The 14,610-nt window shown below is 44.1% G+C and carries 13 protein-coding genes; 6 read left to right on the top strand and 7 right to left on the bottom strand.

Features of this window, described 5'->3' with window-relative positions; genetic code table 11:
• Positions 1 to 106: 106 nt before the first annotated feature.
• The 3 genes from MSG36_RS00620 to MSG36_RS00610 all read right to left on the bottom strand — a co-directional run bounded on the left by MSG36_RS00620 (position 107) and on the right by MSG36_RS00610 (position 4,095).
• A complete protein-coding gene (locus MSG36_RS00620; RefSeq protein WP_248365791.1) occupies positions 107 to 2,011 on the bottom strand; it encodes a bifunctional UDP-sugar hydrolase/5'-nucleotidase in 1,905 nt (634 codons plus the stop codon).
• Positions 2,012 to 2,296: 285 nt separating this feature from the next.
• Positions 2,297 to 3,286: a zinc-dependent alcohol dehydrogenase family protein gene (locus MSG36_RS00615; RefSeq protein WP_248365790.1), complete on the bottom strand. Its 990-nt coding sequence runs from the start codon at positions 3,284 to 3,286 to the stop codon at positions 2,297 to 2,299.
• A 20-nt stretch (positions 3,287 to 3,306) separates the two neighbouring features.
• Positions 3,307 to 4,095, bottom strand: coding sequence for a phytanoyl-CoA dioxygenase family protein (locus tag MSG36_RS00610; RefSeq protein WP_248365789.1), 789 nt, complete (start codon positions 4,093 to 4,095; stop codon positions 3,307 to 3,309).
• Positions 4,096 to 4,690: 595 nt separating this feature from the next.
• On the opposite strand from MSG36_RS00610, the gene MSG36_RS00605 reads away from it, so the two are divergent.
• Positions 4,691 to 5,878 carry a GGDEF domain-containing protein gene (locus tag MSG36_RS00605; protein WP_248365787.1) on the top strand — a complete coding sequence of 396 codons (1,188 nt, stop codon included), beginning with the start codon at positions 4,691 to 4,693 and terminating at the stop codon, positions 5,876 to 5,878.
• A 53-nt stretch (positions 5,879 to 5,931) separates the two neighbouring features.
• Here MSG36_RS00605 and MSG36_RS00600 read toward each other — a convergent pair whose 3' ends face one another.
• The 4 genes from MSG36_RS00600 to kdgR form a co-directional block, all read right to left on the bottom strand.
• Positions 5,932 to 6,177 carry a hypothetical protein gene (locus MSG36_RS00600; RefSeq protein ID WP_050632849.1) on the bottom strand — a complete coding sequence of 82 codons (246 nt, stop codon included), beginning with the start codon at positions 6,175 to 6,177 and terminating at the stop codon, positions 5,932 to 5,934.
• 175 nt (positions 6,178 to 6,352) lie between these two features.
• Positions 6,353 to 7,234, bottom strand: a complete 882-nt coding sequence (locus MSG36_RS00595; RefSeq protein ID WP_248365785.1) for a DMT family transporter — start codon at positions 7,232 to 7,234, stop codon at positions 6,353 to 6,355.
• A 143-nt stretch (positions 7,235 to 7,377) separates the two neighbouring features.
• Positions 7,378 to 8,709, bottom strand: a complete 1,332-nt coding sequence (locus tag MSG36_RS00590; RefSeq protein ID WP_050643325.1) for an MFS transporter — start codon at positions 8,707 to 8,709, stop codon at positions 7,378 to 7,380.
• Positions 8,710 to 9,000: 291 nt separating this feature from the next.
• Positions 9,001 to 9,786: a DNA-binding transcriptional regulator KdgR gene (gene kdgR, locus MSG36_RS00585; protein ID WP_048609766.1), complete on the bottom strand. Its 786-nt coding sequence runs from the start codon at positions 9,784 to 9,786 to the stop codon at positions 9,001 to 9,003.
• A 246-nt stretch (positions 9,787 to 10,032) separates the two neighbouring features.
• Here kdgR and kduD point away from each other — a divergent pair, with 246 nt between their 5' ends.
• The 5 genes from kduD (at position 10,033) to MSG36_RS00560 (ending at position 14,547) form a co-directional block, all read left to right on the top strand.
• Positions 10,033 to 10,794 (top strand): 2-dehydro-3-deoxy-D-gluconate 5-dehydrogenase KduD, encoded by a 762-nt coding sequence (gene kduD / locus MSG36_RS00580; RefSeq protein WP_048609765.1) that lies wholly within the window; start codon positions 10,033 to 10,035, stop codon positions 10,792 to 10,794.
• An 18-nt stretch (positions 10,795 to 10,812) separates the two neighbouring features.
• Positions 10,813 to 11,337: a YgjV family protein gene (locus MSG36_RS00575; protein ID WP_248365784.1), complete on the top strand. Its 525-nt coding sequence runs from the start codon at positions 10,813 to 10,815 to the stop codon at positions 11,335 to 11,337.
• Between the two features lie 7 nt (positions 11,338 to 11,344).
• Positions 11,345 to 11,665, top strand: a complete 321-nt coding sequence (locus MSG36_RS00570) for a cupin domain-containing protein (RefSeq protein ID WP_248336122.1) — start codon at positions 11,345 to 11,347, stop codon at positions 11,663 to 11,665.
• Between the two features lie 72 nt (positions 11,666 to 11,737).
• On the top strand, positions 11,738 to 12,376 hold the full coding sequence (locus MSG36_RS00565; protein ID WP_048609763.1) for an RpiB/LacA/LacB family sugar-phosphate isomerase: 639 nt from the start codon (positions 11,738 to 11,740) through the stop codon (positions 12,374 to 12,376).
• 404 nt (positions 12,377 to 12,780) lie between these two features.
• Positions 12,781 to 14,547: a sodium:solute symporter family protein gene (locus tag MSG36_RS00560; protein ID WP_061032174.1), complete on the top strand. Its 1,767-nt coding sequence runs from the start codon at positions 12,781 to 12,783 to the stop codon at positions 14,545 to 14,547.
• The last annotated feature ends 63 nt before the right edge of the window (positions 14,548 to 14,610 follow it).

Below are 14,610 nucleotides of genomic sequence, written 5' to 3'. Positions count from 1 at the left end.
TATTAAGAGAACATAGGAACGCTATAGGACAAGTACAAGATGCTATTATCAACGACCTAACCACGCGCTAAGCGTCGTTAAGTCGTTATTGGTTTGAGGTCAGGGATTAATTGAGCGCTTCAATCAGAGTGATTTCACGTTTGATTTGCTCACTCTCTTGCTCAGTCGCCTGCGCCAGTTTCTTTTCGCGTGTGGTTATGTCTGCTTGTTTGGCTTCGTCAGATTTGAACATCAGCTCTTTCACGTTGATAGAAGCGATGTTTGTGTAGCGGCCATCGTCGCTTGTTGGGATTGATATGGTTTCATCATTGATCAACGACTTTACGATCTCTCGCTGTTCATTGTAGCGGTTTTCTAAACCAGAAAGTGTCCATCGTTGTTGAGGCTTGCCTTCATACTGACCGTTCTTTTCCTCTTTAAGATACTTGATAGTCATGTTACGGATCGTGCCTGCTTCTTCTCCATACTCTGCTTCCGTATCAAAAAGTACAGGGAACGATTCGCCTTCTAGCACGCCACCTTTCTTGGTTAGATGACCCATTCGATAGCTATTCATACCAATACGGATTTCTGTTTGATCAGTAACCGGAGTGCCATCTGCAAACGCGAGGTTGGTGATGCGTGTACCTGCTGGCTGAGTGAGGTCGATGGTATAAGTCACGCCTGCGAAGAAGTCATTAGTTGAGTATTTTGAAGCTCTGCGTTCAGGGTTAAAACTGTAGGTTACATCGCCAGGTTGGACTGAGTTGAAGTAGCCCGCAGACCATTCCATGTAGGTTCTTAACTCTTTGCCTGTCATCTGGTAGACAGTGATTTCGCCACCTGCGTATTGGTAGTTGTACGCGATGTCTTTGGCTTTGATTGGGCCAACATCAAGCTCTGCATTGTCGTTGTCTATTTGAAGCGCGATGACATTGGCTTTAGGTGCATAGAAGAAGCTCGCTTCTTGGTATAGCGCACTGATGCCTGTGTCTTGAACATGGACTTGAGGGATACCGCGGATTTCGTTTTCTGGGACTAAATCAACGCCGGTAAGCTGAGCGACAGGTCTATTCGCCATTTCTCGGAGTTGTTTGTGATAAGGCTGGTATAACTCGTCCATATTCTCATCAGAGTCGATACCTTTAATTTTATAGGTGAAACTGTCTTTGTTGACGAGAGTGAATGTGCCATCGCGCTCTTCAAATTGAAGATCAATACGAGATAAGGCGCGGCCATATTTGTCGGGTTCAGTAATGATAACGCCATTCACAACGGCTTTATCAATGCGAGTGTGCATGTGACCAGCGACGATGGCATCAAGCTCTGGGTTTGCATTGGCAATGTCGGTGACACCGGTGTCGGCAATGTCATTCTCGTTCTCAATCCCCATATGGGCAACCAATACGATGGCATCCACTTTATCATCAATTTCTTTGACGATTTTCTTCACTTCCAAGGTTGGGTTAGTGAAAGTGACGCCTTCTAAACGGTTGGTGCCTTGCGCAAAAACCTCTGTCATTGGGGTATCCATTCCTATCACACCGATCTTAATGCCACCGCGTTCTAGAATGGTGTAACCCGGTAAGAATGGATTTCCGTTTTTGTTCTTGATGTTGCCGCCGAGAGACTGCCCTTTAAATTGGGTAACGGCTCTGTTGAGCGTTTTAAGGCCAAAGTCGAATTCGTGGTTACCTAAAACCCATACATCGTATTTCATGTGATTAAAGCCAAGCATCATTGGATCAACAGGCTCGTCTTTGAAGGTTTCTACGAAGTTGCCTTGGATGGTGTCGCCAGCATCGACAAGGATAATGTTAGATTGATCTTTGCGGATCTCACCAACCTTGGTCGCGATTTGGCTCAAGCTACCACGAGTGTTGAGTTTATCTGCCGCGTAATCCCACGCCATAAAATGACCATGGATATCTGAAGTACCCAGTATCGTGACATCGTGTATGTCGCCATCAGCTGCAAAGGTGGGAAAGGCTAAAGAGAGTAGGATGGCGCTTGATAGTATGTGTCTTTTCATAAGTACGTTCACATCGTGGTTTTAAGTATGACGCTACCATATAGAATCGAGATTACCTTATGGGTGACCAGTGTCATATTTCTAGTGATACAACTTATTGATGTTTCAAATAAATGTGACTCATGACTATCTCGTAACCACTTAAGTTATGGAGAAATGCATTACAACTCTTTACTGCGTTCTCAATACTCAATTACTTGAATCAAACTTTCTAAGCGTTGGGGTATTAATTGTTGAACGTCTTGCCTGTTGAAATAAACAAGGTATATATCGTCCAACTCTCACTTACTGTGGCAGTAAGATGATCTTGCCCTCTAAGCGTGTGGTTTTCGATTCAATGAGATCAATCGCGGTTTGCACTTCATCGAATGGCAGATAGCGGTCAACGTCGAGCTGAATGTCGTTTGTGATGAAGTGATCTAGCATGGTCGTGAACTTATTACGGCGAATATCTTTACCTTCCGCTTCCTCCCAATAACGCAAGAAGAAGGTGCTGAAATCGATGTCTTGGCTTTTCGCGTACTCAAAGAAGCGTGGTTCGTAAAAATCCAACGACAGCGTCCCATAGTTGATAAAACGCCCATTGTTGCCAAGGGTGTGAATAAGGTTGGTTCCGGGTGAACCGCCAATCGCATCAAAGGCAACGGTTGGCATCGGCAAGCCTAACGCCTTAATTTGCGAAGCTAAATCATCGTCCGTATCTAATACCCAACTGGAAGTGGCTAGGTATTGTTCCGGCTGTGATGTAACAACAATGATTTTGAAGCCGAGTGATGCTGATAACTGGAAAAAAATCTTACCGATGGCAGAGCTGCCCGCGTTGATGATCAACACATCTTCTTGGGTCAGCTTGGCTATTTCTGTCGTCAGCACCCATGCGGTTAGCGCATTAATGTACAACTGGCAGGCGTAGCCATTTTCTAGATGCTGAGGAATTTGGAATAGATCATCTGGTGATACATCGACATAGTTCTGCCATGTCCCACTGGTTGCCACAAGCACTCGCTGATTCACTACAAACTCAACATTGTTGGACTCTACAACCCTTCCTACCGCTTCAAATCCCGGTACTCTTGGCGGCTGGTGGCTGTGTTTGTATTGCCCAACACCGTAAATCGACAATAGGTCACTAGGGTTGATGTTGGTCGCTTCAACTCGTACTCGCACCTTATCTTTATCAAGTGCGCCTAAAGCGACATGTTCTAACTTGAGAGATTCTTTTGGCTGACCGAAACGGAACTGGCTAATTCGGGTGTTTTGCTTAGTGTCAGTCATAGTTCGGATACCTTTATGGGTTATGAGTACTGCATCGATTTTAAGTGTAGCGTGTTCATAAACAATCTTGGGTCGGCAATATTGTTTAACATGGCTGGTGTTGGTAAACAGTCGTCATCAACGTAGTCGACATAATCTGCCGCCGAATCGAAGATCAAAATATCCAAAGCCAAACGATCCAAGCCATATCGGCCTCGATGGATCATATCCGCTGAAAACACCAATAAGTCACCGGCGGCTAACGGTATCTGCTTACCGCCAGAGATGTCATCGCTGCTCACTTTGCCGTTTTCTTCTTGGCGAACATTGTACTCTTCTTCGTTGTCCCAGCGTTTGTGCGTACCGGGGATAAGCTCCATTCCTGGCTCATCAAAAAGGGGCACTCGCAGGTGCAGTACTTGGGTTTCCATGATGACTTTCATCTGGTCATCAATGTCGTAGTCGTATTGACAGTCACGATGCCAGAAGTCTTTTTGCTGCGGGTTTACTGGGTTGAAGAACAGCTGTGTATTCATGAATGCCGGCTTGTTCGGAATCACCGCATCAACCACGTCCATCACTTGTTTCGAGCTGATGAAGTCGAAAAGCACGCTTCTATCGTCGGCAGGCAAATACTCGCTTCCCGTAATTAAAGATGAGTTAAATGCCTCTTCTTTATAGAATTCTTCGTTGTCTGCTTTCCATGATTCATGGAATTTCAGCACGACTTTTCTAAGCGATGCAATTTGAGCTTCATTGAAATAATTTCTGATAACAAAGTAACCATGTTCGTCGTAACGGTCACTTAATTGTTGGCTGTTTTCTACCACTGACTACCTTCGTTCATTCTTTGCTGTGCAATAACTAAGGGCTGTTGACCTTTCGTGGTTAAGTTTTGTTCGGATGGGGACGCCTAGTCAAAATCGTTTTAGGCGCGGCGAAGAGTATGTAGCCTAGCATTCTAAGCAAATATTCTTCAACAAAGCATAAAACGATTTTTGTGGGGGCGCCTAGCTGAACCCTTCGGGCAGCTCTTGTGGTTCATTTCTACTGCGTTATCGCCTTTTCATGTAGGCCAGCTACACGTCAAAGCCTCTTCCTTGTATAAATTTTCCACAAGATGCTGCAAACCCAGCTCGAAAGGTCGACAGCCCCTAGAGATTTCTTGGGCGCATAATGCCAGACAGTCGTCATTCAACCAAGTAACGAGTGCAGAAGCCTGTAGATTCAGTGATGCTATGAAGCCATATGGGGGGCGACTTTTACATGCCAATCTATGTTATGGACTCATGTGATACCGATCTCCCCATATGTGACACATCCCCTATTTTACAAAGTGTAATGATTCATATAGTGAATAAATTTATGGTTTAGATAATTATTGACCATATTGTGATTTAATTGGCTTAGGGAAGAGAGTAAATCATGGATGGTTTTTCGCTGGATATGAGAACACTTAATTTTATTATTATTTTGTTCTCTTTCATTTACTGCATTGGCTTGTTGCTGTTCCAATTTACCCAACAGCCAATTAAAGGGCTCTCTAGCTTTTCCCTTTCAATATTTGTTATTGGAACTGGGCCGTTGATGTTGAGCCTAAGGGGGGAGTTACCGGATTGGGTCACTGTTATTGGCGCCAATATGGTCATTGCGCTAGGCTTTCATCTCGCTTTGTATAGTTTATGCTTGTTCCGAGAATACTCTTTAAAATGTACCTACCTCAGCAGTCTGATGATGTTAGCTCTTCTGCTAGGTTTTATTCACTTCACGTACTATGAACCTTCCATCAAGGCTCGAATTATTCTCATTAGTTTCTATTTAGCCTTTGTCACTCTTTGCACTGCCTTTGTGGTGTTAAAGGGTCAACGTGATGACTTGAACTTAGCTACTCGGATGATGGCCTTATCATTTTTGATATATGGCGGATTTATGGTTTTCCGGGTCTTGGTGACGCTATTTTCAGCTGAGCTTCAGGATTTCATGGCAGCCGCACTCATTCATCAACTTGCCTTTTTAATGAGTATTGTTCTTATCGTGTCGATGAGCTTCACAATGCTTTGGTTGATTAATGCAAGGTTGCTTAGGTCTATTCATGACCTGTCTTACAGCGACCCTCTAACGGCACTTGGAAACCGCAGAGCATTAGATGAAATGGTTCCAGTCATCATGAAGCAGGCGGGGACTACGCCTGTTAGTGCCATTATGATGGATATTGATAATTTTAAGTCGATCAATGACCAACACGGACATATTGTGGGTGATCTCGTCATCAAGTCTTTTGCTGAAATGGTTCAAAGTGCAATCAAAACATCGCCAACAGCCAGCGCGTTCCGTTTTGGCGGAGACGAGATAATGATTTTATTGCCCAATGTTAATTTCCTACAAGCACAGGCTATTGCTTGTAAGCTGCGATTGTCTATTTCAGAGATCTCAGCCGTGCAAGGGAATGAGATGTTTCTGACGTCGAGTTTCGGTGTCGCTCAGCTTCACCCACATGAGAATTGGGATGGGTTTATTAGCCGAGCCGACAAAGCGTTGTATCAAGCGAAAACAAACGGTCGCAATATGACTTCAATTTGTCCTAGCCATATTAACGAGCTCGTCACTGCCTGATGATGACAGGTCTTTATGTGTTAGTTTGCCCCGCCACTATTTTGATACAGCCATTATATTGTTGGCTGTGGCGCTGAGTCTGTTTTTTGGCTTTGCGTTAAAGTCTGTGAAGCAGTGGCTTCAGTTTCTTCTGCAGGCGTAAAATGCTTATCTGTTAGCGTCACGGTCATTCCTTCATGCTTCACTGTTGTGGTTGACGCTTCTAGTTGGGCTTGGTTTGTTGTCGCGGGCTCGGCGAATGCCATCATTGAGGTTGTAAAAAAGATCGTTGCTAGTGCGATTTGAGTAAGGGTTTTCATTGGGCTGTATCCTATTGGGTAATGATTAATAGCTGATACGTGCACTATAAAAATTATGTGGAGGCCGTTCTTATCATTTTACGCCACGGTAATATTTATACGGTGGATGAATATGTCACTTGGGTATGATTTCCAGTTCTCTTTGATCCAACCTCTAAGTATGGCGACGTTCAAGTCACTGCCACATCACCAATACCGCTGCGATAGAGAGTAAGATGAGTGCAACAATGTCTTTGCGTGCGATGCTTTGCCCTAACCAGAAGTAGGATATCAACACCATGAAGATCACTTCGACTTGCCCAAGCGTCTTTACGTACGGAACGGCTTGAAGTGACATTGCGCTAAACCAACCCAGAGAACCGATAACACTCGCTAGGCTTGTCATGACGACCAGTTTCGACTTCTTGAATATCAGGCGCAGCGTGTCGCGTTCCTTGAAGAAAAGATACGTGCAGATAATGCATGTCTGAAGGGAAATGACGAGGAACAGCACCCAAGCAGCGCTATGAGGGAAGGGCAACCCTATGCTCAAACTTGCTTCCCGTACCCAAAGAGACGTTAAAGCAAAGGCGGTGCTACAAGCCATACCTAATAAGAACACTCTCGGGGACAAGCTTCGCCAACCAGAAGCACTACTCATGATTAACACGCCTAAAGTACCAATAAGTACGCCAATCCAACCTGTCATTGTTAATGCGGTGCCAAAAAACAACACGGAGAGCACTGCAGAAACGGGAGCTTCACACTTGGCTAATCCTGCGCCTATCGCATAGTTTTCTAGCTTAAATAACATCACCATTAAGCCGGTCGCGAGGATCTGCATAATGGCTGCTGCAATAATGTAGAAAACAAACTCACCCGAAAAATCCGGTGCGGAGACTGGCTGCCATTGATAGAGGGCGTAGAGGTAAATAAGGGCGATTGGGCCAGCCCAAATAAAACGCGCCAACGTCACGCCAGCCACACTCATGGTACCACTTAATTTACTTTGAAAGGCATTGCGCCAAGATTGGCTAAAGGCGGCAAGGAGAGTAAAGGCGATCCAACTAAAAGACATGACGCTTCCATGAGTGATGTAATTTGGTGGTGATACTAACAAAAAATCACATGATAAGAAGTGTCATGATCTGTTTATAGCCACAGGCTCACTTTTATTCTCTATTCGGCAGTAGAGATCTCTTCAACAGTTCGATGCTTTCTTCAGAAGATCGGCTGTTTCTTGTTTTTGAAATAGAACAGCGCGCTGATCGAAATGAACAGTAAGGTGAAGTAATAGAAAAACGAAGACAGTGAGGCCAAGAAGGCAAGGTTCTGCTCTATTTCTTGTTCGGTGTAGCCCTGAGACACCAACTTATAGTAGTAAGCGTACAAGATCCCGATCAGCCCGTATCCGAGGTTAAACATCAAACCTTTGAAACTAAGAACGGTGGCTCTGTTGTGCGATTCGGTCTTTTTATTTAGGTGGTAGCTGATGAAAATGTTCATCGTCATTATGATAAAGATTAATACCAGTGCCGGAATGACCCCGTAAATCGACCAACCTAAACTGATCCAGTAATAAGTCGCCATGCTTGCTAAACCCATGACCACAATGAAGGTTTTAGGCTCAATACTCTCTGCTAATCTTCGGCTTTGTCCTGCCAATATAATCTTAAGCAAACTTATACCCGCACCAATAAAACCAAAGTAGATAATTGGAATATCAATGGCCAGATAGTATTGGCTGTTCATGGTTAGGAACATGCGTGAGGTGTGTTCGAATAGGCTGTAGTAGAGCAAGATGAACAGCACGTAAGGCGTAGCGAATACCCATTTACCTGCATCGATCGTCAATTTAAGACTTGAGATGGTGGTTGCCAATTTGGTTTGGTCGCTTGGCATCACCTTTTTCTCTTCGCGCATATTAATCGCGGCATAGATAGCGATCATCGCAACAAATAGGGTGGCGAACACAGGAATACGCATCAGATCTTTAGTGCTTTCTGGTTCGGCTAGTCCAAGGAAATGAAAGATGTTCGTCATAAAATTCACGTCGTACATCGCCGCACCAATCAGTGTGACAAAGATACCGACCGTTGAGGCGACACGAAGCTGAATTTGCAGCACTCGCGGCCACAGCTCTTCATTGCCTTGTTCTTTTAAGGTGTCGTAAGCCAATGCCTCGTCAGCACCGCTGGCCAGTGCCATCGCTAAGCCACTGAGAATCCGGTTAATCAGAAAGACTATGAACACCAAGTCGGGGTTTCCGGTTGGCACTAAGGCGATCATTGCGATCTCAACAAACATCACAATCGAAGACAGCACCACCAGTTTCTTGCGGCCTAAGGTGTCGGCGAATGCACCCGACGGTACTTCAGCAAGCACAATGGTGGCCGCCCACACTACATTGAGCATCGCGAATTGAGACAGGGTTAACCCGTAATCTAAATAAAGTAGGGTGAATATAGGGTAGTAAAAACGCGCAAAGTAGCTGCTTCTAAACATCAAGAAGTAGCGGACATTGGGAATTTTAAGGATCTCTTTGAGCGTCATGATAATTTCAGTAATTTAGATAACACATCATTATGTATAACCCTTTTACTCTTTTAAATCATGGAATTGTTGCCAAATCCCTAAAATATCTGTTTTAGGTGATCTTCGAGATCATGGTTCATGGTGTGTTATAGGCTTGATGGTCTTCACATGATTTGAGGAAGGGGGAGTGATCTATCTGAGCTTTATGTTGTTCAATTTACGCACGGCATGATTTGTCGATGATTCTTGGGTAGGTAATCGATGGGACAACTCGCAATAAAAAAGGCAGCAATAATTGCTGCCTTTTCATTATTTGATTGGGTAATCATTAAACCCTAATTGCTTGGATATATTTCTACCTGCGTTGTGCAGTAACGCCACATAGTGAGCTTTTTTCTCTTCATCAAATCGAATGGTAGGAAATGAAATTGAGACGCCAGCAATTACGGTACCAAAACGGTCGTAAACTGGAGCTGCGATACAACGTAAGCCTGGCTCTTGTTCTTCATTATCTTCGCCAAAGTGCTGTAGCTTAACCGCTTTAAGTTCATCGATAAGTTGGTCGACGTTTTCAAGGGTATTTTTTGTGCTTTTCACAAACTCGGCGTCTGCCAACTGAGTGCGAACGAATTCTTCGTCACGTTCTGCCAATAAAACCTTACCTATCGCAGTTGTATGCAGAGGATTTCTTCGACCAACGCGCGAGTGCATGCGCAGCGCGAAGCTAGAATCGATCTTGTGTATGTAGATGATAGAGCCATGGTCCAACGCACCTAAGTGAATGGTTTCATTAGTCTCTTCTGAAATCACACGCATCTCTTTCTCTGCAATTGTGATCATATCAACCCACTCGAGTGATTTTGAACCAAGTTCGAACATCTTTAATGTGAGTGAGTATCGGTCAGCTTCGCCTTGTTGAGATACATAGCCAAGCATTTTCATTGTTTGTAGAAAGCGGTAGGTAGTGGCTTTAGACATCATTAGACGTTGTGAAAGGTCTGATACGCCTATTTCCTTCTGTTCCCCCAGAGATTCAAGAATATTAAAAACTTTTAATACCGATGAAACGGCTTCTGGTTGGGTGGACTTCTCCATTTTTCTTCCTTTGGGCTATCTAATATCAAGACAAAATACCACTTTTCGTAATTTCTAAAAAGCCTTTTCAAAAAAATAAAAAACGAGAACGATCGACTTCAAAGTTTTAACTTAATTAGAAATTATTTTTGAAATGTCGTTTCAAAAATAATTGTCAGCAACGAATTTATGTTTTATTGTATGACTAAATCGAGTGGGCGACATTACAGAAATGCCACAACACTAAACGTAATTGAGGAAGCGAACATGATGTTAGAGTCATTCAATCTGGAAGGTAAAGTAGCGATAGTGACGGGTTGTGATACCGGTCTTGGTCAAGGTATGGCAATTGGTTTAGCTGAAGCCGGATGTAAAGTGGTTGGCGTAAATCGTGTTGAGCCAACAGATACCATTGAAAAAATGAATGCAGCGGGTCATACGTTTTTAGACGTGCGTGCCGACCTTCTAAAGCAGGAAGATATTCCTGGAATTATAGATAAAGCGCTGACTGAGTTTGGCCACATCGACATCCTTGTTAATAATGCCGGCATTATTCGCCGAGAAGACGCGATTGAGTTCTCTGAGCAAAACTGGGATGACGTAATGAACATCAATACTAAGACCGTTTTCTTTATGTCTCAGTCGGTTGCGAAGCAGTTTAAAGCGCAAGGCACTGGCGGCAAGATCATTAATATCGCATCAATGCTCTCTTTCCAAGGTGGTATTCGTGTTCCTTCGTATACTGCGTCTAAGAGTGCTGTAATGGGCATCACCCGTGCAATGGCGAACGAATGGGCGAGCGATAACATTAATGTTAATGCGATTGCACCTGGATATATGGCAACCAACAATACTCAAGCACTGCGTGAAGATGCTGATCGTAACCAAGCTATTCTTGAGCGCATTCCTGCTGATCGCTGGGGTACACCAAAAGATGTCGCTGGCCCATGTGTGTTCTTAGCATCACCGGCATCGGATTACATTAATGGTTATACCATTGCTGTTGATGGTGGATGGTTAGCACGATAAAGATTTTTGTAATATAAGATGGTTAACGAGATCGTTGCACAAGCTGTAGGGCTAGTAAGTTTCCTTCTCGGCCTTTCGACCTTTTACCAGAAGGACGACAAAAAGCTCAAAGTGGTTATGTTGATGTTGAACGTTAACCATCTTATTCACTTTTTATTATTGGGTTCCATTACATCGGCAATCGGTGCTTTGATTTCAGCATTAAGAACTGGCACCGCGATGTATACCAAATCGCCGTGGGTTGCAGGGTTATTTATTGCCCTCGCGGTTGGCAGCGGAATCGGTTTTGCTCAGCATTGGTATCAACTTCTGCCTTTAGCGGGAACGATTATTGGAACGTACTCAATATTTAGATTGAACGGTATTGCACTAAGAGTCGGCTTTTTATTGGGAGCTGCATGCTGGCTAACTAATAATCTGATTATTGGTTCAATTGGTGGCTCGCTGATGGAAATATCAGTGATAGGGATTAACCTCGTTACTATTTTTCGTCTATACCAAGATAACGCCCAGTGCAAAATTACGCCGCAACAACAGGAATAAAAACGACATGTTTGTGTATAACGAAGACGTGAAAATGGAAGATCTTGGCGCGGGAGTTTCTCGCAAGGTGCTTGCTCATAGCGAGAACGTGATGGCTGTAGAAGTTCATTTCGAAACAGGCGCTGTTGGTGCGTTGCATACCCATCCTCATGAGCAGCTCACATACGTTTTGTCGGGAGCCTTTGAGTTCACTATTGGCGATGTAACGAAAGTGGTGTGCGCAGGCGACACTATGTACAAAGAGCCGGGTATCGAACATGGCTGTGTTTGCCTAGAAGCCGGCGTATTAATTGATAACTTTACGCCAATGCGTAAAGACTTTGTTTAAGCTCTAGATTTTTTAGAACGAACATTTGAGCACTAATTTTTAAATTTGCAGTAATGCTGCGGGAGAAAGTAAATGAAAATCGCACTAATGATGGAAAACAGTCAAGCAGGCAAAAATGCAATGGTATCAGCTGAACTAGAGTCAGTTGCTGGTGGTTTTGGTCACGATGTTTTCAACCTAGGAATGACAGACGAGAATGATCACCACTTAACGTATATTCATCTAGGTATTATGGCGAGCATTCTGATTAACTCAAAGGCGGTTGACTTTGTTGTGACAGGATGTGGCACTGGCCAAGGTGCTTTGATGTCGCTGAACTTACATCCAGGCGTGGTTTGTGGTTACTGTTTAGAGCCTTCTGATGCGTTCTTGTTTAACCAAATCAACAACGGCAACGCTATCGCGCTCGCTTTTGCGAAAGGTTTTGGTTGGGCTGGTGAACTGAACGTTCGTTACATCTTTGAAAAAGCGTTCACAGGTGAGCGTGGTCAAGGTTACCCGTTAGAGCGAGCAGAGCCACAACAACGCAATGCCGCGCTTCTTAATGAGGTAAAAGCAGCGGTAGTGAAGGATAACTTTATTGATTCACTGCGCGCTATCGATCAAGATCTAGTGAAGACTGCTGTGGGTAGCCCTCGTTTCCAACAGTGTTTCTTTGATAACTGCCAAAACCAAGAAATTGCAGATTATGTTCGTTCGCTTTTGGACTAATTCTAACGCTTGATTTCAGAGAGCCAGCCCAATGAGGCTGGCTTTTTTATATCCGGTGTTTGGATAATTAGTGGCTGATATTCAGTAAATACCAAGCGATAGGCGCCTGAGTCATGGCTTGGTATACCTCCTAGGCTCGTAATTTGGTCGCTATATCCCTAGGTTACTTGATCTATTTTTGCTCCTTCTCGCCACGATGTATCCAAATATCCATCAATGATCTTTTCAACCTAAAAAGCGCTGATCTCAATAATCCAACCTCGATCTCATTTGTATGACTTTTGCATTATTTGGATCACAAAAATCACAGATCACCCTTAAATAAAATGTCGTTAATGCAATAATGAAACGGCATTTTAAAAATTAAATCATTTAAACGGAACAATAATGAAAAGGGGTTCGTAATGAATATCGACATGCTCGTTGTTGGTGTCTATTTTATCTTTATGATAGCGATTGGCGTCATCTTCAAACGTTTTGCAGGCAGCTCTACCAGTGATTACTTTCGTGGAGGAGGCAAGATGTTGTGGTGGATGGTTGGCTCTACCGCATTCATGACGCAGTTTAGTGCTTGGACATTTACTGGCGCTGCGGGTAAAGCTTTTACCGATGGGTTCCCAATCATGGTTATTTTCATGGCGAACGCATTTGGCTTTCTACTTTCGTGGTTGTTCTTTTCATACCGCTTTCGACAAATGCGTGTTGTTACACCTATTGAAGGTGTGCGTCGTCGCTTCGGTGCAACGAATGAACAAGTGTTTACGTGGGCGACAATGCCGACAAGTGTGGTTTACACCGGCATTTGGCTAAATGGTCTCGCACTCTTCGTTAGTGCTGTGTTTAAAGTGGATATCGAAACCACGATCGTTGTGACTGGCTTGATTGTTCTCTTCATTTCAGTTCTGGGTGGAGCATGGGGGGTTGTTGCTTCAGACTTTGTACAAATGGTTGTGATCATGGCGGTGACGGTGGTTTGTGCTGTGGCTGCATTGGCAAAAATTGGTGGTCCAGCGAATCTTATCGAGCAATTCCCTGCCGACAGTGTCATGGGTTCTGATATGAACTATCCATTGCTGTTCGTATCTTGGTTTATCTTCATGTTCGTTAAGCAGCTGCAAAACATCAACAACATGCAAGATTCATATCGCTTCTTAACGGCGAAAGATTCTGTTAACGCACGTAAAGCGGCACTCCTTGCGTTTGTATTGATGCTGGTTGGACCTGCAATTTGGTTCTTACCACCTTGGGTAACGGCAATTATCTATCCTGAAGCGGCAACTGTGCACGCGGCTGAACTTGGTAGTAAAGCAGCTGATGCAGTCTACCTAGTGTTTGTCGAAAACGTCATGCCGGTTGGTATGGTGGGACTTCTTATGTCGGCTGTATTTGCAGCAACAATGTCTTCAATGGATTCAGGTCTAAACCGAAATTCAGGTGTGTTCGTGCGTAACTTTTACGCGCCAATCATGGACAAAAATGCGGATGACAAGAAGCTGATGCGAGTAAGTCAGTTTATGACCATGGTCTTTGGCATATTGATCATCATGGTGGCGTTGTTCATTAACTCTCTTCGTGGCTTGAGCCTTTTCGATGCAATGATGTACGTAAGTACGCTGTTACAGATGCCAATTCTAGTGCCGCTATTCTTCGGTATGTTTATTAAGAAAACGCCCGACTGGGCAGCTTGGGCGACATTGGCTGTGGGCATGTTGGTGTCTTACATCGTGAGTTTTGTGCTTACAGCAGACGTCGTTGCCAATCTATTAAACCTAGAGGTTCCGTTCACAGGACGTGAAGCGAGTGACCTAAAAGTTCTGCTTGGGGTTATTGGTCACCTTGTGATCACGGGTGGTTTCTTCTGTCTAACAACTAAGTTCTACAAAGAGCCAGTGGGCAAACGAAACACAGAACTTAAAGAGTTTTGGAGTGATGTTGCGACTCCTGTTATCGAAGAGGAAGGACAAGATGAAATGGATCGCCAACAACGCGACATGCTAGGCAAACTCATTCTGGTTTTCGGTGCACTTGTAACTGCGATGGTACTAATCCCGAACCCGTTCTGGGGTCGCATGGCCTTTATCTTCTGTGGCGCAGTGATTGTTACTGTGGGTTCTCTGTTATTGAAGAGTGCGAGGAAAACGCCTCGGTTAGAAGTATCTACATCCAAGTAATCGGCAATAACTAGTCATGTAAAAGTAACAAGGGTATAGGCCAGAGGGGACGCTCTCTGGTTT

Origin of the sequence: Vibrio sp. 1CM8B, from assembly GCF_023161685.1 — a bacterium.
Classification (GTDB): Bacteria; Pseudomonadota; Gammaproteobacteria; order Enterobacterales; family Vibrionaceae; genus Vibrio; species Vibrio coralliirubri.
This window is presented reverse-complemented; position numbering and strand designations above follow the sequence as displayed.